We start from the raw sequence: 21,800 nt of genomic DNA on the forward strand, positions 1-21,800 counted from the left end.
AGGGTCGGCAATTTCGGCAAAAGATGCTAAATCGCCATGACTCATTCCGGGAGCCCTCATGGACGACATCAGCCCCTCCGATCTCAAGTCGATTCTTCACTCCAAGCGCGCCAACCTTTACTACCTGCAGCATTGTCGGGTGCTGGTCAACGGCGGGCGGGTCGAGTACGTCACGGACGCTGGCAAGCAGTCGCTGTACTGGAACATTCCCATCGCCAATACCACCACGATCCTGCTGGGCACCGGCACCTCGATCACCCAGGCGGCGATGCGCGAACTGGCCAAGGCCGGTGTGTTGGTGGGGTTCTGCGGCGGCGGCGGAACGCCATTGTTCTCGGCCAACGAGATGGATGTGGAGGTCGCCTGGTTCTCGCCACAGAGCGAATACCGGCCCACCGAATACCTGCAGAAATGGGTGCGTTTCTGGTTCGATGATGACAAGCGCCTGGAAGCGGCCAAGGCCTTCCAGCAGGCCCGTTTGCAACGCATACGCAGCGGCTGGCTGAATAGCCGAGCGTTGAAGGACGCCGGTTTCCTGGTCGACGCAGCGGCGCTCGAACGCGCCCTGGATGCCTCGCAGTCGGCCATTCGGGCCGCACCGGACAACACCTTTCTGCTCACCGAAGAGGCGCGCCTGAGCAAGCAGTTGTTCGCCCTGGCGGCCCGCGCGGTGAGCTACGGTGACTTCACCCGCGCCAAGAAAGGCAGCGGCAGCGACCCGGCCAACCGCTTTCTCGACCACGGCAACTACCTGGCCTACGGTCTCGCGGCCAGTGCCACCTGGGTACTCGGCATTCCCCACGGGCTAGCCGTATTGCATGGCAAGACCCGTCGTGGCGGCCTGGTGTTCGATGTGGCCGACCTGGTCAAGGACGCCACCATCCTGCCGCAGGCGTTCGTCAGCGCAGTACGCGGCGATGAGGAACAGGAATTTCGCCAGGCCTGCATCGAAAACCTGACCCGCGGCGAATCGCTGGACTTCATGATCGATACCCTCAAGACCGTTGCCGAGCAGGTCGGTCCATGAATGTCCTGCTGATTGCCCAGTGCGATAAACGCGCCCTGGTGGAGAGCCGGCGCATCCTCGATCAGTTCGCCGAGCGCCGTGGCGAGCGCACCTGGCAAACGCCGATCACCCAGGCTGGCCTGGATACCCTGCGCAAGCTGCTGAAGAAGACCGCCCGGCGCAACACCGCCGTGGCCTGCCACTGGATTCGCGGGCGCGATCACAGCGAACTGCTGTGGATCGTCGGCGACGCCAGCCGCTTCAACGAGCAAGGCGCCGTGCCGACCAACAGCACCCACCGCGATGTGCTGCGCAAGGATGACGAGAACGACTGGCACAGTGGCGAGGACATCAAGCTGCTGAGTGCGCTGTCAGCCTTGCTGCATGACCTGGGAAAATCCAGTCAGGCCTTTCAGGATCGCCTCAAGCCGGGCGCGCCCATGGCACGTAACTTATATCGTCACGAATGGACCTCGCTGCGTCTGTTCCAGGCGTTCATCGGCACCGATGACGACGCCGGATGGCTGGCAAGACTGGCCAATCCGGGCGAAGCAGACGATGCCTCCTGGCTGCTACGCCTGCAACGAGACGGGCTGGATGAGCAGTGCGACAAACCGTTCGCCAAGCTACCGCCACTGGCCAAGGCACTGGCGTGGCTGGTCATGAGCCATCATCGTCTGCCACAGATGCCGGACGAAGGCGGCCGACTGGGCGGCAAGCTCGGTACGTTCCAGGTCGGCATGCTGGCCTCTTTGCCAGCCACTATCGATGCGTCGTGGAACGAACACTGCTCGACCTCGGACAACGCGCTGGTCGAGCCTTATTGGCAGTTCCCCCACGGGCTACCGGTGACCACCGAGCGCTGGCGTGAACGAGCTGCCAAGCTGGCGAAGCGCCTGCTCGCGCTGATCGAAAAACGTGGCGCCTTCGACTGGCTGGGCAGCCCTTATGTGCTGCACCTGTCGCGCCTGAGCCTGATGCTCGCTGACCACCATTACTCCAGCCTAACGGATGCCGGACGGGTAAAGGGCGAGCCAGGTTTCACCTTGTGGGCCAACACGGATCGCAAGACCGGCAAACCTTGCCAGGCCCTGGATGAGCACTTGCTCGGCGTAGAGGCGAACGCTGCGCTAGTCGCCCATCGCCTGGCCGATTTCGAGCGCAGCCTGCCGCGCCTGACACGGCATAAGGGACTGAAGAAACGCAGCCGCGACGAGCGCTTCCGCTGGCAGGACAAGGCCTTCGACCTCGCCACCGGTATGCGCGAACACGCCGCACGGCACGGCGCCTTCATCGTCAACATGGCCTCCACCGGCTGTGGCAAGACGCTCGCCAACGCACGCATCATGTATGCCCTGAGCGACGCCGAGCGCGGCATGCGCTGCGCCTTCGCCCTGGGCCTGCGCAGCCTCACGCTCCAGACGGGCCGAGCCTTTCGCGACCGCTTGCGGCTGGATGAAGACGATCTGGCCATCCGTGTTGGCGGCAGCGCCAGCCGCGAATTGTTCGATCACTACCAGCAGGAGGCCGAACGAACGGGTTCGGCATCGACCCAGGCATTGCTCGACGAAGAGGGTCACGTGCGCTTCGACGGCAACGTCGATGCCCACCCACTGCTCAATCGCGTGATCCATGAACCCGCGGTGCGCGCCCTGCTGGTCGCGCCCTTGTTGGTTTGCACCATCGATCATCTGACCCCTGCCACCGAAAGCCGCCGGGGCGGACGCCAGATCGCGCCCATGCTGCGCCTGATGAGCGGCGACCTGGTGCTCGACGAGCCGGATGATTTCGATATCGCCGACCTGCCTGCCCTGACACGGCTGGTGCACTGGGCCGGATTGCTTGGCAGCCGTGTACTGCTGTCCTCGGCCACCTTGCCACCGGCATTGATCAAGGGCTTGTTCGAGGCTTACCGCGCCGGGCGCACGGAGTTCCAGCGCCATCGCGGCGAACGACCTGGCGTGCAGCCATCCATCGCCTGCGCGTGGGTCGACGAACATCGCCAGGTTCGACTGGACTGCGCCGATCCGGCGACTTTCAGCGACGCGCATGGCGACTTCGCCAAACGTCGGTATGGCTGGCTCGCGACCCAAGCGGTACGGCGCCTTGCGGCGATCACTCCGCTGAGCTTCAGCAGCCCGCGTCAGGACGAGATACGTAGCGAGTTCGCCGGGTACATTCTCAGTGCAGCCCTGCGCCTGCATGCGGCGCATGCCGGGCGCACGCTTCATGACGGCAAACGCGTCAGCTTCGGCCTGGTTCGCATGGCCAATATCGAGCCGCTGTTCGACGTCGCTCTGGCGCTGTTCCGTCTTGGCGCGCCACAAGGCATACGTATTCACCTCTGCGTCTATCACTCGCAGTTTCCCTTGCTGCTGCGCTCGGCCATCGAGCGGCAGTTGGATGAAACCCTGCAGCGCCATGAGCCGGATGCGGTTTTCGAACACACGCAGATTCGCCAACGCCTGGCCCGCTTCGACGAGCCCGACCAACTGTTCATCGTGTTGGGTTCACCCGTCACCGAGGTAGGCCGCGACCATGATTACGACTGGGCGGTGGTCGAGCCGTCGTCCATGCGCTCGTTGATCCAGTTGGCCGGACGTGTCCGCCGTCATCGCCCAGAGCCCTGCCTGACGCCCAACGTGTTGGTATTCGATAGCAACCTGAGGCATTTCGAGCAGCCCGACCGACCAGCATTCTGTCGCCCCGGCTTCGAGAACGAGCGTCCCTGGCGACTGACTTCGCACCGGCTGAGCAAGCTGCTGGAGCTCGAGCAATTTCAGCACCTGGATGCCCGGCCTCGGATTCTCGAACGCTCGGTGCAATGCTTCAGCCAGAACGGCAATCTGGCCGACCTCGAACATGCTCGCTTGAACGATTGGATGCTGGCCAAACCTGGCCCGACGCAGCCTTTATCCCCGCGCGAACAACGCCGGCAGTCGGCCCATAACCGCGAATTGAATGCCCACGACAGCTGGAGCCACAACGCCCTGCACTTGACTGCCATCGCCCAGCAGCAACAGCCCTTGCGCCTGGATACACAACCCCGCGTCGATCTGGCCCTGCTACCCAATGAGGATGGCGAAGATTACCGACTCACGCGCATCGACCCGGGCCCACGCCAATACGAGTCCCTCTACGTGCCGGTGGACGTCAGCCAGAACCAGCGCATTGCCGATGAAGAACTGGAAGGCCCAGGCATTACGCCGTGGGGCGAGACGGATTACATGCAGGCGCTGATAGCGCTGGCCGAGGAACTGGAGATGCCACTGGAGAGGTGTGCCAAACGCTTTGGCACCGTCAGCCTGCCGGACAATGACCGAGGCTGGCGCTTTCATCCGGCGCTGGGATTTGCCAAGCGTCGTTGAGGGGTCAGTCCGGACAGACTTCCATCTAGAAAAGGGGACAGATTTATTTATGACTACCGGCCAATACTTGGCTCATAGCCCCGGAACACAACGCAATCGCGTCATGCCCCGGCGTTTCTCAAGAGCTATTCCCTACACCTAACTCCCTCCATTCGCTGATGAATGCGACTCAGAAAGCCCACCTCGAATGCGCTCCGTTCCGTGGAGCACGTCAGTTCTTCTCGGTTGGATATCAGCGCAACCCAAAGCCAATTCGTGCGTGTGCCATCCAACCATGTTTCAGCGGCGCGCACGCCTTGTTGAAAGGCGGGTCGGCACTCCTCTGCCCAGGTGATTTTCAGGCCTGGATGGCCATCGTTGGAGGGCAGGGTAGTGGTCGTGCCTCTAGCCATGGTCGTTTCCTCCCCGCGTTTCCGACAGCGCGCGGCGGTAGAGCACTGTCAGTTCGTCGAGCAGCTCTTTTGCTGTAAAGCAGGCCATTCTCACCCTTAACGAGTCTGGTCGATCTCGTTCCTTGCGGGCGAGCTCTTCGAACAACTCGCCTAAAAGTGCAACACGCAGTTCTGCGTCGGCTTGGGCGTTGCGAGGCTGGAAGTTGGTGCCCAAAATAGGGCTTGGGCGTTTGGGAAAGTTGAGTACACGGCCGAGTAGATTAGCCATGGGGCACCTCCAGGATGGAGGTCAGTGGGCCGAATGGGCGAGCAGGGTGGTGCCCTGGCGTAAAAACTGGATGGCGCATTTTCCTTATGCTCCCTGGTTTGATTAAGGAGCCGCCACCGCCGTTGTCACGCGGTTATGGTGACGGACCGTACGGGGGTGACAAACCGGAAACCAAGGGAACCGGCCAGGCCGAAGCCTGCCCCATACGGCCCGCCATAGAAATGCGGTAGCACGATACTGGGTATCGGCTAGGCAATTACGACGCACCGCGTCTTGGTTTTTCAGGTTGTCACACCCGGCCGCGGGGTATATCGCGACCGGCGCACTCTAGCCCGCAGGTTTTCAGATGGCAATCTTGGCGCTTGTGGTAAAGGGAGCCTGCCATTGAGCCTAATGCCAATCAGTTAAGCGCCTAGCCCGCAAAACGGCGGTTTGCCCTGGCCCTGTAGCCGCGCCCCCCGTGGCGAATGGTGGGCACGCCGCGCTATCGAGGCTGGCGCCAGACGGTAGCCTGCTGCTGTATACCGGCGTGGCGATGACCGCTGCGGGTGATCCGCTTCTCGCTCATGGGCGGCGCGCGCTGAGTAGCCAACTGGGCTCAGTGCCAGGTAGGCGGTGAGCAGGTCGATGCCTGGGATCAGCCTGGCCAGTACGAGGGAGAACAGGCCGCAGACGAGAACGATCACGGCAATCGCAGCCAGCATGATCGGCAACAGGCCCAGGCAATGCCTGAATGCGTTGCGTATGAAGGTGGCTAGAGGATGGAAAAGAACCGGCCCGAAGGCCGGTAGAGCTGCCTATTCGGCAGTGAGCTCAAGTCACGTAACTCATATTTCTGAGCTGCCTATTCGGCAGAGAGCTTCTTAGTTATCTAAAGCCGCTTAGTAAGCATCAGGCACTTACTAACCAAGCGCCGCCATAGTACCTCAGTTAGAAAATCTATATTCTATAGTCACGTAAATCATAGGTTTACTTAGATGGGTCTATGGATTTAATGTTGTCATACCGGTGTGAGAGCCACCGGTATGACAGAACCATCGCCGGTTAGCCCCGGCCCCATCTGCAGAGGAGGATTCAAAGGTGATCGGCAATCACTCCGTTAGAAGAGACACCTGAGGGCAGGGACGCCCATTCACACTCCGAAGTAGCGATGCTTCGGGGTGTATTTTACCTATAGCACCACCAGCAAGCACAAGGACCAGTTGCTATGCCCCAATTTTCTCGACGACAGGAAATCCGCACCGTCATCGACACCTTCATCACCGAACGCCTGAACGCAAAGCTCGACGGCCTGCCTGCAGACGATCCGAAACGCGAAGCCCTGACCGCCCAATATGCGACCACGTCCTGGCTGGAAGATGCAGCCCGACGCGCCGGGCAGATTCAGGCGGTAACGCACACGCTCAAGGCCATTCATCCGGATGCCAAGGGCACCAACCTCTACTGCCTGCCCTCCGACTTGCCGAAGTATCGATTGGTCGGCAGCCATTGCCTTGATGAAAACTTCGCCGGCGACGTGGTCGGCAACGCTGCCGCCCTGGACGTGTACAAGTTTCTCAAGCAGGAACACGACGGCCAGTCCCTGCTGACCCTGCTACTCGCCAATGATGCCGATACCCTGGCAGCACTCGACGACAATGCTGACAAGGCACGCGCGCTGGCCGAGTCCTTCACCAGTATCACCCAACCTCGAGGCGGCCTGGCCTCGCATACCCACGGCAAACAACTGTATTGGCTGGCCGGCGATGACCCGCACAACGATGAACACTTCCATCTGCTGATGCCCTTGTATGCCAGTTCGCTCGCGCATCGGGTCTACCAGACGATCCAGACGGACCGTTTCAGCGACTCGGCCAAGGAAGTCCGCGACGCGCGACGCAGCAAACAGATGCATGCCGGTGTCATTCGCGAGTACCCGCAACTGGCGGTGCGCAAGCTGGGAGGCACCAAGCCGCAGAACATCTCCCAGTTGAACAGCGAGCGGCGCGGCGAAAACTACTTGCTCGCCTCGTTGCCCCCGACCTGGCAGCAAAGCGCTGTACGCTTGCCGATCAAGACGCGAGATGGCTCGATTTTTCCGGGTTTCGGCCTGCGGCCTGCCGTTCGCGAACTGGTGAGCACCTTGCGCGAGTTCCTGCTCAGTGGCCCACCGGCCAATGTGCATGTGCGCAATAGCCGCGATGAACTGATTACCGAACTGATCGACGAGCTGCTGCAATACGCCGTCGAACTCTGGACCTTCACACCCGGCTGGTCGGCGAGCGCCGACTGCAACCTCAATCGCGCCGAACAACTCTGGCTGGACTTTCGCCGGGCAGAACAGGATGAGCTGTTCGCCAGCGAATGGCAGCGCATGGAATGGGTCGGAGAGATTCGTGAACGCTTCGCCCAGTGGCTCAATGCACGGCTGATGAAGAACCTGTCCGTCGGTGATGTCGAGCACAGTTATTGGGCCCGGCAGTTTGGCCGTGATGCGCTATGGCTCGACCTCAATTGGCTGAGCGATGCCTGGCTGAAACGGTTCGAGCGCGAGCAGAGCCAGCAGGGAGGCGCTGACGATGAGTGATCTACCAGACTCCAACGGCCTGTTGATCCTGCCTCACCTGCGGGTGCAGAACGCCAACGCCATCTCCAGTCCACTGACCTGGGGCTTTCCAGCGGTCAGCGCGTTCATCGGCCTGATGCACGCACTGGAGCGCCGCCTGGCCGGGCGCTTCAACCTGATGTTCGATAGCATCGGCATCATCTGCCACAGCCACGACGCCCAGGTCACCGAGGGCTACCAGCGTGCATTTCGCCTGACCCGCAATCCAGTCAACGAAAAGGGAGAAACAGCGGCCATCGTCGAAGAAGGCCGCATTCATCTGGATATCACCCTGCTGTTCGCGGTCAGCGGCTATGCCGAAGGCGATCAGGACAACCCATTGAACGCCGAGCGGCAGGTACGTCGACAGATCGCCCACGAAATTGCCGAAGAACTGGCGGGTATGCGTATCGCTGGCGGAAGCGTATTCCTCGATCCGCAGCACAATCCTTCACTACTGCCGCTTGCGACCTCGGCCGAAGCACGTAGCGAACAGTTCCGCCGCCTGCACCGTCACTGGCTACCCGGCTTCGCCCTGGTCTGCCGTGATGACCTGCTGTCCGAGCACCTCGACACGCTCCGTGAAGAGAATGACCAGGCCGACCTGCTGGATGCCTGGCTCGACCTGTCCAGGCTGAACATTCGAGCGACGCCACCAACGCGTTCCGATCGCGTCGAGTGGCGTGCCCAGCGAGCAGTGCCCAATGGCTGGATCGTGCCGATCCCGGTCGGCTATGGCGCCCTGTCGCCCTTGCAAGAAGCCGGCAGCATCGCCAATAGCCGTGACCCACATACACCTGGCCGTTTCGTCGAAAGCCTGTATTCCATCGGCCAATGGCTCAGTCCGCATCGCCTGCGCGATGTCGAGGATTTGCTCTGGTTCGCCAGTGCCGATCCGCACGCAGGCCTGTACCGCTGCCACAACCTCTATGCCCAAACCCGCTTCAGTGATGACAAGGAGTGACCATCATGTCGACCCAACCGCTAAAAACCGCTTCCGTCCTGGCCTTCGAACGCAAACTCGACCCTTCCGATGCACTGTTCCATGCCGGTGACTGGCAACAACGCGATAGCTGGCAGCCAGTGGCCGTGAACGAGAAGTCCGTGCGCGGCACCATTTCCAACCGGTTGAAGGCCAAGGATCAGGACCCGGCCAAGCTGGACGCCGCCATCGAGAGCCCGAACCTGCAGAGGGTCGATGTCGCCGCCCTCCCCCACGACACCGATACGCTGCGCGTCAGTTTCACCCTGCGGGTACTGGGCGGCGCCGGCACGCCATCCGCCTGTAACGATGGCGCCTACCGGCAAAAACTGCTGGATACGGTACAGGGCTACGTAGACGCGCACGGTTTCAACGAATTGGCTCGCCGCTATGCGCACAACCTCGCCAACGGGCGCTTCTTGTGGCGTAACCGCGTTGGGGCGGAACAGGTCGAGGTGCAGGTTGCCCATCTGGTCGATGGCAAGCCAGCCAAGACCTGGAGTTTCGATGCCCTCGCCCTGTCGCTGCGCCATTTCGACGCCAGTGGTACACCGGCACAAGCGCTGAGCGAACTGGCGGTACTGATCGCCGAAGGCCTGCGTGGCAACCGTCATGTATTGCTCGGCGTCAGCGCATTCGTGCGGGTTGGCAACGGCCAGGAAGTCTTCCCCTCGCAAGAACTGATTCTCGACCGAGGCCGTGGCGACAAGAGCAAGACGCTCTACCACGTGAATGACATTGCCGGCATCCACTCGCAGAAGCTAGGCAATGCCCTGCGCACGGTCGACACCTGGTATCCGGAAGCCGGCGAGCTCGGCCCCATCGCTGTCGAACCCTACGGCTCGGTCACCACGCAGGGCAAGGCCTATCGCCAACCGAAAGCCAAGGCTGACTTCTACAACCTGCTGGACAACTGGCTGCTCAAGGACGCCGCGCCTGCCGAAGGTGATCAGCATTTCGTCATGGCGACGCTGATTCGCGGTGGCGTGTTTGGCGAGGCGGGCTAGCCATGGACCATTACATCGACCTCAAGCTGCTGCCGGACCCGGAATTCCCGGCCACGCAGTTGATGAGTGCGCTGGTCGCCAAGTTGCACCGAGGCCTGCATGACCTGCGCCGTACCGACGTGGGTATCAGCTTTCCCGAGGTGGAGGCTGTCGAACATGGGCTTGGCACGCGCTTACGCCTGCATGGCCCGGCGGCTGCGCTGGACAGCCTGCTCGCGCTGAGCTGGCTGAACGGCATGCGTGACCATCTGCATCTGAGCGAGCGAGCTCCGATCCCTGCCCAGGTACAGTGGCGCTGCGTCAGCCGCGTGCAGGTGGACAGCAATCCGGAGCGGGCCCGCCGACGCCTGATCAAGCGCCACGGCATCAGCGAGGACGAAGCCCGCCAGCGCATCCCCGACAGTGCCGGTAAACGCAGCGACCTGCCCTATGTCACCTTGCGCAGCAACGGCAGCGGACACAGTTTTCGCCTGTTCATCCGCCACGGGCCATTGCTCGCCTCCCCCTCTCCAGGCTCGTTCGGCGCCTATGGCCTCAGCGCCCAGGCCAGCATCCCCTGGTTCTGACCCTCTTTTTTCCACACAAACGGAGCCCTTGCAAAATCAACGACTTGCAAGCGGCTCCGAAAAAAGGGGCAATCACGCAAAAATGACCCTGTAGCTTTGGTAATCAAGTGGTTAAGGTGTTTTCGCTCTACTTCACTGCCGGATAGGCAGCTAAGAAAACCGCACCTCGTTTACATCGAACCATTCGGCGCTTCACTGCCGGATAGGCAGCTAAGAAAATTCGCATTGACCGCTGCCTCGACCCGACCGACTTCACTGCCGGATAGGCAGCTAAGAAATCGTGAATGCGAGCGCCTGCAGGGCTTCCCTGCTTCACTGCCGGATAGGCAGCTAAGAAAACTGCGCAGAACGAAGCGCAGCAGCATTTCGGCTTCACTGCCGGATAGGCAGCTAAGAAATCTTCCAGGTAGGCGCCGCTCAGGTTGGCGCCCTTCACTGCCGGATAGGCAGCTAAGAAAAGCAGACTCGAAAGCAGGACGAGCAGCAGAACCTTCACTGCCGGATAGGCAGCTAAGAAATTTGATACAGGCGCAACTGTCCGCTATGAAGCCTTCACTGCCGGATAGGCAGCTAAGAAAATGCCGCTGCTGTCGCTCGACAGCGCGAGCGCCTTCACTGCCGCATAAGCAGCTAAGAAAATGTTTGCACTGATTATCGCCATCATCGCTATCTTCACTGCCGCATAGGCAGCCCAGCAAATCGCCCAGGGTACGCCCCGCAGGCATGCCTCAGGGCGGTCCCGCGCAGTCCAGGGTTATCGCCAGGTCATCGTTTGTCGGTAGCGTCCGCGGCGTTTCCAGCAATAGGGAAACCTGGCGTGATGCCTTGAGCGGCAGCGCGCCAGCGCGCAACGGTTGGCCATGGCGGTTTACCCGGTAGCTGGCCAGTGCCGATTTGCAGCCACAGGCGCCGATGCTGCCGGTAACGTCCAGGGTCACGTCGTAGAACAAGGCGCCGTTGCGCTGGACGAGGTGTCCGTCGCTAGGCACCACGCAGTTGGCCAGTCGGTTGTCGAAGCTCAATGCCTGCGCCGACAGGCTGAACAGCGACAGGAGCACCGGCCAGACAGAGTGGAAAGATCGTTTACACCCAGTTGTCATTACGCTTGCGCCGCACGCGCAGCATGGTCGGCAGGATCAGGCCGACGATCAGGCCGGCGCCGGCGATGCTGCCGCCGTAGACCATGTAGCGCGTCAGCACCCGCTTGTTCTCGTCGCCCAGTTGCGCCTGGGCTTCGCGCAGTTCGGAGCGGGCCTGGTTCAGTTCGATTTCCTGGGCGGCGCGGGCGGTCTGCAGTTCGTCGATCAGGGATTTGCGCGAGTCGAGGGTTTCCTGCATGCCTTGCACGCGGCTCTTCCAGGATGCGTCGATGCCGTTGAGCTGGGTGGTCAGTTCAGTGACCTTCTGCTCCAGTTGCGGCAGGCGTTCGGTCTGGCCGGGCACGTCCTGCAGGTCGCGGTTGGCGATCCATACGGCACTGCCGTTTTCACCGCGCACCTGGCTGTAGTCGCCCTGGGTGCTCAACAGTTGCACCTTGGCGCCGGAGGTGAGCGTGCCGACGATGCGATAGCCATCGGTCGGGCCACTGCGTACGTAGGTCGTGAGGCTGTCGCTCACCCAGCGCGCATTGCTGGCTTCCTCGGCCTGCGCCGATGCGCTCGCCAGCAGCATGCCACCCAGCAGGCTAACAGCGAGGATACGGATCTGGTGCAGGGAAAAACGAGCGAATGGATGACGAGATAAAGGCATGGGCACTCTTCACTTGGCGTTTGAACGAAGCACGCAACGTGCGCGATAAGGCCGGCCGGGCGAATTGTCATTGGTTCTGGGTAACGAGGTCGCGACACGGCCGGGCCACGTCGCCACTCGATTGGCCGACCGCTGAAAGACCGCAGTGAAACGGCTGGGTTCACTCAGGGCCGGCAAGCGAGACGGATGGTTGATCAGCGGATGTTGCGAAACAGCTGCGCGGCGCACTCTTCCACCGGGCTCACAGAAGCTGCTAACTTCGCGCACTCAAGGAGATGGCATTCCTCCTGATAACCGCCCTCGTGCTGATGATGCCTACGCAAACCCTGGACAGGGTGCGTAGGCTCGCCCCTGTCCTTTTCGAAAAAGGATGGGACCATGACCACAGACCTTCGCCTCACCTCGATACCTTCGGCCTCCAGTTGCATGGAGGGCATCCAGCCATGACCAGGTCCATTCTGGTGATCGTCCTCGGCGGCTCGCTCGGCTGCCTGCTGCGCTGGTTTCTCGGCCTGCAACTGAACGCGCTGTTTCCGGCGATTCCACCCGGCACCTGGGCGGCGAACATGATTGGCGGCTATATCGTCGGTTTCGCCATCGCCTTGCTTGCGGCCAATCCGGCGCTCAGTCCGGAATGGCGGTTGTTGCTGATCACCGGCTTCTGCGGCGGGCTGACGACATTCTCCACCTTCTCTGCGGAAACCCTGTCGCTGCTGCAAGCCGGGCGAGTGGGCTGGGCGCTCGGCGCTATCAGCGTGCATGTAATTGGATCGTTGCTGGCAACGGCCGCGGGAATGGCAAGCTACTCGTTGCTTGGCGCGCGTTGACGATCAACCCAGCGCGCGCACCATGACCACCGTACGCTGTCACTTCACCCTACGAACGGAGCAGCGCTTGCGCTGGCCCGAAGGGAAATAATCCATATGCGTCGGGTCTTCTGGATTCCCGCCTTCGCGGGAATGACGACGATACATCGCATCAAAACGCTCATCGCCCGAACGGCCCAATCACAAACGACAAAACGGCGAGCGCCCATGAGGTGCTCGCCGGAGCCACGTCAGCCGATCACTTGCCAGCAGTCAACGCGTTGTAGCTGGTGATCAGGTTGCGGTAGTCCGGGATGTGGTCGGAGCAGATCCTGGCCAGGCCTTCCACGTCGTTGCGCCAGTCGCGGTGCAGCGCGCAGGCCACGGCGCCGTGGCGGGTGTCGGTATCGCCCATTTGCCACGGGTGGCGGTGCGCGGCGAGCTGGCCGCCGGCCCCCCCTGGTGGAAATGCTCCCCGACTGGCAGCCCAAGTGCGGTATCGTCCACGCCATCTTCCCGTCACGCCGTGGCCTGCTGCCGTCGGTGCGCATGCTGATCGACGTCCTCGCCGAGGAGTTCAGCCGCAGCGACATGGCCTGAGCCGATCAAAAGGAATCAACCAATGGACAAGCACATCGCCCCCGTCGAACTGGCCAAGGCCTATCGCCTGCTCAACCACGGACCGACCGTGCTGGTCTCGGCGCGCCACGCCGGTGTGGATGACGTCATGGCGGCCGCCTGGGCCTGCGCCCTGGACTTCAGCCCGCCGAAGCTGACCGTGGTGCTGGACAAGATCGCCGCCACCCGCACCTTGGTGGAGAACAGCGGGCAGTTCGTCATCCAGGTGCCAACCGCCGCACAGCTGCACCTGACCCACAAGGTCGGCAGCGAAAGCCTGGCCGAGGTGCCAGACAAACTGGCCCGTGCCGGCGTCGAACTGTTCCAGGCCGAAGGCTTCGACCTGCCACTGGTGACGGGCTGCTCGGCCTGGCTGGCCTGCCGCCTGCTGCCCGAGCCGCATAACCAGCAAACCTACGACCTGTTCATCGGCGAAGTGATCGGCGCCTGGGCCGACAGTCGAGTGTTCCGCGACGGCCACTGGCTGTTCGAGCAGGCCGATCCGGCGCTGCGCAGCCTGCACTACGTGGCTGGCGGGCACTTCTACGCCATCGGCGAAGCGCTGGACGTCGGCGGGGGCGAGTGATGGCGGCGTTCGACTGGCACGGCGGCGCCATCGACCGCGATACCCCGGTGTGCAGTGGCTACCGCAACACCCAGAACGTGCGACGCTTCATGTGTGAGCAGTGCGGCGCCGACTTTCGCTTCGACCGCCCGCTCATGGCCTGGATTCGCAGCGGAGCGCCGCGCACCCTGGGCGACGTGGTGGATGAGTGGAAGCGAAGGCGTCTGGGCTGACTCGCGTCACCTGCGCTACCACTCACTTCAAATAAGAACGCAGCAACGTAGCGATCTGCTCCACCTCCTCCGCGCGCTGCTCGGCACTCATGTCCTCGGCGCCCAGGTGCTCGCGGATATGGCCTTCCATCACTTCGCTCATCAAGCCATTCACCGCACCGCGGATCGCCGCGATCTGCTGGAGGATGGCCAGGCATTCGGTCTCCTGCTCCAGGGCGGCTTCCAGGGCGGCGGCCTGCCCCTTGATCCGGCGGATACGCGTCAGCAACTGCTTCTTGCCTTTGTGGGTATGAGACATCTCTTCACCAATTAGTATACTGGGGTATAGTATATTTCAGACCAATCTGGAGCATCATCCCATGACTACGCGAAGCCCGGAACACTGTGCTCACATGCACAGGTTCCATCGCAACGATCCGCTGGCCGAACGCCGAACGCGCCTGGTGGTCTGGCTCACGGCGCTGATGATGGTCGCGGAGATCGCCGGGGGCTGGTACTTCAACTCCATGGCCCTGCTCGCCGACGGCTGGCACATGAGCTCCCATGCCCTGGCCCTGGGCCTCTCGCTGTTCGCCTACGCCGCCGCGCGGCGCCTGGCCGGGGACCGGCGCTTCGCCTTCGGCACCTGGAAGATCGAGATTCTCGGCGGCTATTCCAGTGCGATCCTGCTGCTGGGCGTGGCCGGGCTGATGGCTTTCCAGTCGATCGAGCGTTTGCTGGCGCCGGGCGCGATCCACTACGACGAAGCCATCGCCATCGCCGTCGTCGGCCTGCTGGTCAACCTGCTCTGCGCCTGGTTGCTGCGCGATGATCACGGGCAGCCACATCACGGCCATGGGCATGGACATGGGCACCACCACCACGACCACGGCGCGCATAATCATGACCTCAACCTGCGCTCCGCCTACCTGCACGTGATCGCCGACGCCGCCACCTCGGTGCTGGCGATCGTCGCCCTGGTCGCGGGCAAGCTGTGGGGCGCCGCCTGGCTGGACCCGGTGATGGGTATCGTCGGCGCGGTGCTGGTCGGTATCTGGGCCAAGGGCTTGCTGCACGATACCGCACGCGTCCTGCTGGATGCGGAGATGGATGCGCCGGTGGTCGGGGAGATTCTTGAAGTGGTAGACCAGCTTCCCGTGCCCACCACCATCACCGACCTGCACGTCTGGCGCGTCGGCAAGGACCAGTATTCCTGCGTGCTCAGCCTGAGCACTGCCGAAGAGCTGGATGCCGACAGCGTGCGACAGTCGCTGTCGATCCATGAGGAACTGGTACATGTGACGGTGGAGATCAATCGGCAGCAGGCGGCGTGAAGCAAGCACGTCGGGGCTGGTGGCGTTTGGGGCAGACTGCTTCGGGTCGATTCTGTTGAAAAAGTAGCGACCTCCCCGTGCCTACGGCAGAATCACTCTGTCGGTGAGCGCGGGGGCGAACAGCATGATGGGACAGCTACCGAGTGGACAGCAGCGCCTGTTCTACTCGTTCAATCTGGAGGACCACGTCCCAGCTCAGCACCTCCTGCGCAGTATCGACCAGTGCCTGGATCTCAGTGACCTGCGCGCCCACCTAGCGGACTTCTATAGCCCCATCGGGCGCCCCTCGATTGATCCGGAGTTGATGGTGCGCATGTTGGTCGTCGGCTACTGCTATGGCATACGCTCCGAGCGGCGATTGTGCGAAGAAGTGCACCTGAACCTAGCCTATCGCTGGTTCTGTCGGCTGGGTCTGGAAGACGAAGTACCCAATCACTCGACCTTTTCGAAGAATCGCCACGGCCGTTTCCGTGACAGCGGTCTGTTCCGTTGGTTGTTCAATGAGGTGCTGCGCCGCTGCATGGCGGCTGGCCTGGTCAAAGGCGAAGGCTTCGCTGTGGACGCCAGCATCATCAAGGCGGATGCCAGCCGGCAGCGTGGAGTGACGGGAGATGAAGTCGATTGGCGTGATCCCGCGCTCAGCAGCCGCGCTGTGCGCGAGTATCTAGAAGCCCTTGATGAAGAGGCGCTGGCTGAATCTCTTCCCAAGAAAATCTCGCTCACCGATCCGCTGTCCCGTTGGACTGCTGCGCCAGGCGGCCCGGCCTTCTTTGCCTACTCCACGAATTACCTGATCGATACTGAGCATGGCGTGATCATGGATGTGGAAGCGACTCCGGCGCATCGTACTGCCGAGGTCGATTCGACCAGGACGATGGTTGATCGCGTTGAAGCGCAGTTCGATCTCACGCCAGAGCGCCTCATTGGTGATACCGCCTATGGCACTGCCCCGATGCTGGCCTGGATGGTCGAAGAAAAGAACATCGACCCGCATGTCCCAGTCTGGGACAAGACCGAGCGCAAAGACGACAGCCTCTCCAGTAACGACTTCCACTGGAATCCGGAGGCCAATGAATACCACTGCCCAACCGGCAAACCGCTGCGCAGTGAATGGCGTGCCTTCACTCAGAAAAGATCGCGTGTGACCAAAGCCAACACCATCATCTACCGCTCCAGCCAAACCGACTGTGCCACCTGTCCGCTGAAAGCGAAGTGCTGCCCCAACACACCCAATCGGAAGATCGTCCGCAGCATCCATGAAGCTGCCCGTGACGTGGCCCGACGTATCGCTAAAACACCGGTATACCTCGTCTCACGCTGCGAACGAAAGAAGGTGGAGATGCTGTTCGCCCACCTCAAACGGATCATGAAACTCGACCGTTTACGGCTGCGTGGCCTGACGGGTGCCACTGATGAATTCACCTTGGCTGCGACCGTACAAAACCTGCGTCGCATGGCCAAGCTCTTGCCTCAAGGGCCACCGCTCACGGGATAGGTACGTCTGCTACAAGCAGAAACCCTCGAATTAGCCCTCAAACCTGAGCAGCGAAGCTCAGTGAAACGCCAAAAGGTAACTTGAAGTGGCTTGCAGCCATTTCGACAGCGGGCACCGTTGACCAGCTGGCTGCCGCAGAACCTAGTTTTTCAACAGAATCAGTCGATTGCGGACGTTCGTTCTTCCGTCATTCCCGCGAAGGCGGGAACCCAGAAGAGCATTTAGCGCTTGTTTATTTGGGTTCCCGCCTTCGCGGGAACGACGGCTAAACAAACCGCGTAATAACGGTCATCGCACAAACGTCCGCAATTGCCTCGAAGCACTCGCTCGAAAGTCCTATGTAGCCACCTCGAAAATCGCCCCTTCCACACCCAGCACCTCGCCACTCTCGGCGTAGATGCCGACGCCGGTTTCGCAGACATCCTTGATTCGCCCGTCGGCGCAGCAGATGCGGTATTTCAGCTGGAACGGCTCGCGCTTGAGCAGCGCGCACTGCACGCAGTACCAGACGTAGTCGGCGTACTCGGCCAGGATCAGCGAGCCGAAACTGTGTTTCGGGTTGCTGGTCAGGTACTCGGCGGAATAACCGGTCAATTGCAGGCAGCCTTCGCTGACGTAGTCCATGTACCAGGTACGCGCGTTATCGCCCCGGTAGATCAGCACCGGCAGGTCATTGATCAGGCCCGCCACGGCCCCTGGCTCGACCGAGGTCATCGCGCCACTTGGGCTCGACACGTTTTGCCGGTGCACCCAGCTGGCCAGTTCCAGGCGCGAATGCAGGTGGAATTTGCGCAGCAGGCTGCGCACGTAGATCTTCACGGTGCCATCGCTGATGCCCAGCTCGCGGGCGATCTGCTTGTTGCTGTTGCCCGCGGCGATCAGCTCCAGGGTCTGCTCTTCACGTTCGGTCAGCGTGTTCGAGGTTGCCACGGGGGTTGGCTCAAGACTGGCTGCACGCATTGTTTTTCCTCCCCGTCTCATGCGGTGGTTGGACCAGTCCTGCGAGCAACTTCCGTGCCCTCGAATCGCCTCTACCCCTTTTGGCATATCCCCTCTGGCGGATTGAGCGCCATACGCCTGTCAGGAAATTATTTTGCCCACAGAGAAACATCTGGCCGGTGCCGAACACGCACCAATCCAAGGCCCGATTGCTTCATTCCAGGGCAACCGCCTGTACGAGGACCGCCATGAGCAGCATCGCCGAAGTACGCCCCTTCAGCCTGCCCCGCTACCCCAGCCGGCAGCCTGGCGAACACGCCGCGCACTACCTGCTGGTAACCCAGGACGATGGCCAGGCCCGGCGCGCCGAGCTGACGACATACGCTGCCCTGAGCCACCTGGCCTTGCCGCGGTACGCCGACCTCGACGCCTTGCGCCAGGCCCTGGCCGAACGCCTCGAAAGCGGCCAGGTCGGTCTGCAACTCGAACTGCGGGGCGACGAAGCCTTTCTCTGGTCGCTGCGCGGCACGGCGCTCGAAGCCGGGCTGTTGGCCGACGAGATCATCCTCGACTGCACCGCGCCGGATCGCCGCACTCTGTTCTGCGTGCACTGCTCGACCTTGCAACCGGGCACGGCCGCCGACCTGCATACCTGCTGCGCCTGTGGCGTGACCCTGGAAGTGCGCCGGCACTTCTCCGAACGCCTCGGAGCCTACCTCGGCGTCTGCGCGGACGCCGACCGGCCCTACGCGGAGGGCCGCCCATGAGCGCCTTCGACGTGCGGGTCGCCGAAACCCACCTGATCACCCCGGTGATCCGCGAATTGCTGCTCGAACCGATCAGCGGCCAACTCCCGGCCTTTTCCGCCGGCAGCCACATTCAGCTGCATCTGCCCAATGGCAAGCGCAATGCCTATTCGCTGCTCAGCGACCCGGCCGACACCCGCCATTACCGCATCGCCGTGCGTCGCCAGCAAAGCTCGCGTGGCGGCTCGCGCTACGTGCATGACGAATTGCAGGCGGGCGATCAGTTGAAAATCTCGCCGCCGGCCAACCTGTTTCCCGTACACAGCAAGGCGCGCCTGCACGTGCTGGTCGCCGCGGGAATCGGCATCACGCCGTTCCTCGCCTATTGCGCCGAACTGCTGCGCCAGGGCGCGGCCTTCGAGCTGCACTACGCCTACCGCGCCGGGCTCAGCGACGCCTATGTCGAGGTGCTGCGCGAGCAGTTGGGTGATCACCTGCACCTCTACGAAAGCAGCGCCCGCCGCCTCGATCTTGGCCAGTTGCTCAGCCATCGCCCACTCGGCACCCACGTCTACGCCTGCGGCCCGCAAACGCTGCTCGATGCCCTGCGCGAACAAAGCAGTGCGCTTGGCTGGCCAGCCGGCCGCGTGCATTGGGAAGCCTTCGCCGCACCGGAACCAGGCGTGCCGTTCCGCGTCGAGCTGGCGCGCAGCGGCCGCCAGGTGGACGTCGGCGCCGAGCAGAGCCTGCTCGAAGCCCTCGAAGCCGCAGGCGTGGAAGTGCCCAACCTGTGTCGCGGCGGCGCCTGTGGCCGCTGCCAGACGCCCTACCTGAAGGGCGACGTCGAACACCGCGATTTCTTCCTCGACGCCGACGAACGTGCCAGCAGCCTGATGCCGTGCGTGTCGCGCGGCTGCGGCAGCCCGATCCTGCTCGATATCTGACCCGGAGACGCGACATGACTGTGACCTTCAAACCGGTAGAGACCTACCAGGACGACTTCAGCTACCGCAACAGCCCGAGCGCCATCGCCCGCTTTCCCTTCCCGTTCCCGGAAGACCAGTACCTCTACTCGGTGAACATCGAACCGGCGGTGTCGCGCGATCCCGGTTCGGTGTTCGAACACAGCTTCGACGTGGACGAGCACTACCTCTCGGAAATGGCCGAGCGCGCCCGCGTGCTGGACCGCGACCCGGCGCGCTGCCTGGTGATGCCGCACATGGCCCAGGCCGCCTGGGACCTGCTGGAAATGCTGATGGAGCACCTGTCCAGCGATTACCCGCAGCACTTTCGCCTGGAGCGCGACGGCACGGCCTGGCGCTGGCAGAACCTGGCCATGGGCATCGACCAGCGCTTCACCTACGGCGACGCCGACAGCCTGCCGTGCGAGCCGCTGGAATACATCACCCGGCAGATGCAGGGCGACTTCGCCGTACTCGACCAGCGCGACGGCGACCTGTTCATGGACGCCGGCATGGTCACCTGCCCGGCCGACTGGTCGCTGCGTTTCGACGCCGGCATGAGCTTCAAACAGTGGCATTCGCCGGTGCCGATGGCCAACCAGATGGGCATCTTCGAACGCGCGCTGAAATTCCTGCTCAACCTGCAGGTCGGCCATCCGGTGCGCCGCCTGAACTGGACCCTGACCATCAACCCGCGCATGGACACCTCGCCCGAGACCTTCCACGAGTGGGGCGGCGATCGCGGCACGGTGACGCCGGACAACGTCGGCCGCCTGGTGCACCTGCGCGTCGAGCTGCAGCACATGGCCCGCCTGGCGCGCTCCAACGCCATGCTGTTCAGCATCCGCACCTACCTGATCAGCATGGAGCAGCTGGTCACCAACCCGGCCTGGGCGCGGCGCCTGCACCGGGTCATCCGCGACCTACCCGACCCCATCGCCGACTACAAGGGCATGACCCGCTACCGGCAGACCCTGGTGGACTGGCTCAGCCAGTTCGACGACTGATCTAGCAACTCACCCAACGAGGAATTTTTCCATGGCTAATTCATGGCGCATCAGTGCGCTCCGCGAACGCCACCTGGCACTGGGTTCGAACCTGGAAGACTGGAACGGCATGGGCACCGCCTGGACCTACGCCAGCGACCTGGCCGACCACCACGAGGCGATCCGCACCCGCGCCGGGCTGATGGACGTCTCCGGGCTGAAGAAGGTCCACTACGTCGGCCCGCACGCCGAGAGCCTGCTGGAGTACGCCACCACCCGCGATATCTCCAAGCTCTACCCCGGCAAGTCGGTGTACGCCTGCATGCTCGACGAGGACGGCACCTTCGTCGACGACTGCATCGTCTACCGCACCGGCCCCAACGCCTTCATGGTGGTGCACGGCGCGGGCACGGGTTACGAAATGCTGATCCGTTCGGCCCAGGGGCGCCAGGTGGCGGTGCTGTTCGACGACGACCTGCACGACCTGTCGCTGCAAGGCCCGGCGGCGGTGGATTTCCTCGCCGAGCACGTGCCGGGCATCCGCGAGCTGCCGTATTTCCACCACATGCAGACCAAGCTGTTCGAGCGCCCGGTGATGATCTCGCGCACCGGCTACACCGGCGAACGCGGCTACGAAATCTTCTGCAAGGCCGCCGACGCGCCGTTCATCTGGGACAGCATCCTGGAACAGGGCAAGGGCCAGGGCATCATTCCCTGCGCCTTCACCGCCCTCGACTGGCTGCGGGTGGAGAGCTACCTGCTGTTCTTCCCCTACGACAACTCGCAGATGTACCCCTTCGCCGAACACAAGGCCGGCGACACCCTGTGGGAGCTGGGCCTGGACTTCACCGTGTCGAAAGGCAAGCAGGATTTCCGTGGCGCCGGCGAACACGTGCGCCGCCAGGGCAAGGAGCGCTTCAAGATCTTTGGCGTACTGCTCGATGGCGCGGTCGCGGCGCAAGGCGGCGACACCCTCTGGCACGAAGGCCGCCAGGTCGGCCTGATCACCTGCGCCATGTACTCGCGCCTGACCGGCCGCTCCATGGCCATCGCCCGCGTCGAGCCGCACATCGCCGAACAGGGCGTGCCGCTGCAGGTGCGCGGCAGCCTGCAGGTCGATGCCATCGCCCATGCCCTGCCGTTCGACGATCCCGAGAAGAAGAAACGCACGGCCAAGGGCTGAAAAGCCGATTGATCGTGCCCATGCCCCGCGTG

The 21,800-nt window shown here is 62.7% G+C and carries 21 protein-coding genes, 4 pseudogenes, 1 CRISPR repeat array and 1 riboswitch; of the genes and pseudogenes, 17 read left to right on the forward strand and 8 right to left on the reverse strand.

The genetic code is table 11. From position 1 onward, the window contains the following. Window positions 1-58 precede the first annotated feature (58 nt). Window positions 59-1,027 (forward strand): type I-F CRISPR-associated endonuclease Cas1f, encoded by a 969-nt coding sequence (gene cas1f / locus ACSZPK_RS01745; protein WP_437879676.1) that lies wholly within the window; start codon window positions 59-61, stop codon window positions 1,025-1,027. Continuing rightward, on the forward strand, window positions 1,024-4,374 hold the full coding sequence (gene cas3f, locus ACSZPK_RS01750) for a type I-F CRISPR-associated helicase Cas3f (RefSeq protein WP_437879677.1): 3,351 nt from the start codon (window positions 1,024-1,026) through the stop codon (window positions 4,372-4,374). Before cas1f ends, cas3f begins: the two co-directional genes overlap by 4 nt. Before the next feature lie 125 nt (window positions 4,375-4,499). Here cas3f and ACSZPK_RS01755 read toward each other — a convergent pair whose 3' ends face one another. Continuing rightward, a complete protein-coding gene (locus ACSZPK_RS01755) occupies window positions 4,500-4,766 on the reverse strand; it encodes a LasR-specific antiactivator QslA (protein WP_437879678.1) in 267 nt (88 codons plus the stop codon). Further along, entirely contained in the window at window positions 4,759-5,034 is a 276-nt protein-coding gene (locus ACSZPK_RS01760) for a hypothetical protein (protein WP_437879679.1), read from the reverse strand. Before ACSZPK_RS01760 ends, ACSZPK_RS01755 begins: the two co-directional genes overlap by 8 nt. Before the next feature lie 478 nt (window positions 5,035-5,512). Between ACSZPK_RS01760 and ACSZPK_RS01765 the strand changes: the two are divergent. Further along, window positions 5,513-5,626 (forward strand): annotated as a pseudogene (locus ACSZPK_RS01765) (SAM-dependent methyltransferase); the annotation flags it as partial. Window positions 5,627-5,675: 49 nt separating this feature from the next. Here the strand turns inward: ACSZPK_RS01765 and ACSZPK_RS01770 are convergent. Continuing rightward, window positions 5,676-5,738 (reverse strand): annotated as a pseudogene (locus ACSZPK_RS01770) (hypothetical protein); the annotation flags it as partial. 503 nt (window positions 5,739-6,241) lie between these two features. Here ACSZPK_RS01770 and csy1 point away from each other — a divergent pair. The 4 genes from csy1 to cas6f are packed head-to-tail and all read left to right on the forward strand — an operon-like array spanning window position 6,242 to window position 10,173. Beyond that, a complete protein-coding gene (gene csy1 / locus ACSZPK_RS01775) occupies window positions 6,242-7,600 on the forward strand; it encodes a type I-F CRISPR-associated protein Csy1 (RefSeq protein ID WP_437879680.1) in 1,359 nt (452 codons plus the stop codon). Continuing rightward, the gene (csy2, locus tag ACSZPK_RS01780; RefSeq protein WP_437879681.1) at window positions 7,593-8,582 is read left to right on the forward strand and encodes a type I-F CRISPR-associated protein Csy2; all 990 of its coding nucleotides are present in this window, start codon (window positions 7,593-7,595) and stop codon (window positions 8,580-8,582) included. The genes csy1 and csy2 overlap by 8 nt, the downstream gene beginning before the upstream one ends. 5 nt (window positions 8,583-8,587) lie before the next feature. Next, window positions 8,588-9,607, forward strand: a complete 1,020-nt coding sequence (gene csy3, locus ACSZPK_RS01785) for a type I-F CRISPR-associated protein Csy3 (protein ID WP_437879682.1) — start codon at window positions 8,588-8,590, stop codon at window positions 9,605-9,607. 2 nt (window positions 9,608-9,609) lie between these two features. After that, window positions 9,610-10,173: a type I-F CRISPR-associated endoribonuclease Cas6/Csy4 gene (gene cas6f / locus ACSZPK_RS01790; protein ID WP_437879683.1), complete on the forward strand. Its 564-nt coding sequence runs from the start codon at window positions 9,610-9,612 to the stop codon at window positions 10,171-10,173. A 130-nt stretch (window positions 10,174-10,303) separates the two neighbouring features. Continuing rightward, window positions 10,304-10,871: a CRISPR direct-repeat array (repeat unit 28 nt; unit sequence CTTCACTGCCGGATAGGCAGCTAAGAAA). Between the two features lie 30 nt (window positions 10,872-10,901). Here the strand turns inward: cas6f and ACSZPK_RS01795 are convergent. Both ACSZPK_RS01795 and ACSZPK_RS01800 read right to left on the reverse strand, forming a co-directional pair. Further along, the gene (locus ACSZPK_RS01795) at window positions 10,902-11,231 is read right to left on the reverse strand and encodes a DUF2195 family protein (RefSeq protein ID WP_437879684.1); all 330 of its coding nucleotides are present in this window, start codon (window positions 11,229-11,231) and stop codon (window positions 10,902-10,904) included. 25 nt (window positions 11,232-11,256) lie between these two features. Then, on the reverse strand, window positions 11,257-11,922 hold the full coding sequence (locus ACSZPK_RS01800; RefSeq protein WP_437879685.1) for a TIGR04211 family SH3 domain-containing protein: 666 nt from the start codon (window positions 11,920-11,922) through the stop codon (window positions 11,257-11,259). Between the two features lie 262 nt (window positions 11,923-12,184). After that, window positions 12,185-12,247, forward strand: a riboswitch (Fluoride riboswitch). 118 nt (window positions 12,248-12,365) lie between these two features. Here ACSZPK_RS01800 and crcB point away from each other — a divergent pair. Beyond that, a complete protein-coding gene (gene crcB / locus ACSZPK_RS01805; protein ID WP_437879686.1) occupies window positions 12,366-12,749 on the forward strand; it encodes a fluoride efflux transporter CrcB in 384 nt (127 codons plus the stop codon). Window positions 12,750-12,987: 238 nt separating this feature from the next. On the opposite strand, the pseudogene ACSZPK_RS01810 reads toward crcB, so the two are convergent. After that, window positions 12,988-13,116 (reverse strand): annotated as a pseudogene (locus ACSZPK_RS01810) (hydrolase); the annotation flags it as partial. Here ACSZPK_RS01810 and ACSZPK_RS01815 point away from each other — a divergent pair. The 3 genes and pseudogenes from ACSZPK_RS01815 to ACSZPK_RS01825 all read left to right on the forward strand — a co-directional run. Further along, a pseudogene (locus ACSZPK_RS01815) lies at window positions 13,111-13,328 on the forward strand (LysR substrate-binding domain-containing protein); the annotation flags it as partial. The pseudogenes ACSZPK_RS01810 and ACSZPK_RS01815 sit on opposite strands and share 6 nt — an antisense overlap. A gap of 22 nt (window positions 13,329-13,350) precedes the next feature. Further along, window positions 13,351-13,932, forward strand: coding sequence for a flavin reductase family protein (locus ACSZPK_RS01820; RefSeq protein ID WP_437879687.1), 582 nt, complete (start codon window positions 13,351-13,353; stop codon window positions 13,930-13,932). Next, on the forward strand, window positions 13,932-14,144 hold the full coding sequence (locus ACSZPK_RS01825) for a DUF6434 domain-containing protein (protein WP_437880259.1): 213 nt from the start codon (window positions 13,932-13,934) through the stop codon (window positions 14,142-14,144). Before ACSZPK_RS01820 ends, ACSZPK_RS01825 begins: the two co-directional genes overlap by 1 nt. A 22-nt stretch (window positions 14,145-14,166) precedes the next feature. On the opposite strand, the gene ACSZPK_RS01830 is transcribed toward ACSZPK_RS01825, so the two are convergent. After that, window positions 14,167-14,442, reverse strand: coding sequence for a metal/formaldehyde-sensitive transcriptional repressor (locus ACSZPK_RS01830; protein WP_437879688.1), 276 nt, complete (start codon window positions 14,440-14,442; stop codon window positions 14,167-14,169). Between the two features lie 61 nt (window positions 14,443-14,503). Here ACSZPK_RS01830 and dmeF point away from each other — a divergent pair, with 61 nt between their 5' ends. Both dmeF and ACSZPK_RS01840 read left to right on the forward strand, forming a co-directional pair. Further along, entirely contained in the window at window positions 14,504-15,457 is a 954-nt protein-coding gene (gene dmeF, locus ACSZPK_RS01835) for a CDF family Co(II)/Ni(II) efflux transporter DmeF (protein ID WP_437879689.1), read from the forward strand. 124 nt (window positions 15,458-15,581) lie between these two features. Further along, window positions 15,582-16,952, forward strand: a complete 1,371-nt coding sequence (locus tag ACSZPK_RS01840) for a transposase (RefSeq protein WP_437879690.1) — start codon at window positions 15,582-15,584, stop codon at window positions 16,950-16,952. A 336-nt stretch (window positions 16,953-17,288) separates the two neighbouring features. Here the strand turns inward: ACSZPK_RS01840 and ACSZPK_RS01845 are convergent, their stop codons facing one another. Next, window positions 17,289-17,912: a LuxR C-terminal-related transcriptional regulator gene (locus ACSZPK_RS01845; RefSeq protein ID WP_437879691.1), complete on the reverse strand. Its 624-nt coding sequence runs from the start codon at window positions 17,910-17,912 to the stop codon at window positions 17,289-17,291. 227 nt (window positions 17,913-18,139) lie between these two features. On the opposite strand from ACSZPK_RS01845, the gene ACSZPK_RS01850 reads away from it, so the two are divergent. The 4 genes from ACSZPK_RS01850 to ACSZPK_RS01865 are packed head-to-tail and all read left to right on the forward strand — an operon-like array spanning window position 18,140 to window position 21,768. Beyond that, window positions 18,140-18,658, forward strand: a complete 519-nt coding sequence (locus tag ACSZPK_RS01850) for a dimethylamine monooxygenase subunit DmmA family protein (RefSeq protein WP_437879692.1) — start codon at window positions 18,140-18,142, stop codon at window positions 18,656-18,658. Beyond that, complete coding sequence (locus tag ACSZPK_RS01855; RefSeq protein ID WP_437879693.1) at window positions 18,655-19,581, forward strand: PDR/VanB family oxidoreductase; 927 nt, start codon at window positions 18,655-18,657, stop codon at window positions 19,579-19,581. The genes ACSZPK_RS01850 and ACSZPK_RS01855 overlap by 4 nt, the downstream gene beginning before the upstream one ends. A 14-nt stretch (window positions 19,582-19,595) precedes the next feature. Further along, window positions 19,596-20,606, forward strand: coding sequence for a heme-dependent oxidative N-demethylase family protein (locus tag ACSZPK_RS01860; RefSeq protein ID WP_437879694.1), 1,011 nt, complete (start codon window positions 19,596-19,598; stop codon window positions 20,604-20,606). A gap of 31 nt (window positions 20,607-20,637) precedes the next feature. Next, a complete protein-coding gene (locus tag ACSZPK_RS01865; RefSeq protein ID WP_437879695.1) occupies window positions 20,638-21,768 on the forward strand; it encodes an aminomethyltransferase family protein in 1,131 nt (376 codons plus the stop codon). The last annotated feature ends 32 nt before the right edge of the window (window positions 21,769-21,800 follow it).

This window comes from Pseudomonas sp. LRF_L74 (genome assembly GCF_965644255.1).
In the GTDB taxonomy this organism is placed as follows: Bacteria; Pseudomonadota; Gammaproteobacteria; order Pseudomonadales; family Pseudomonadaceae; genus Aquipseudomonas.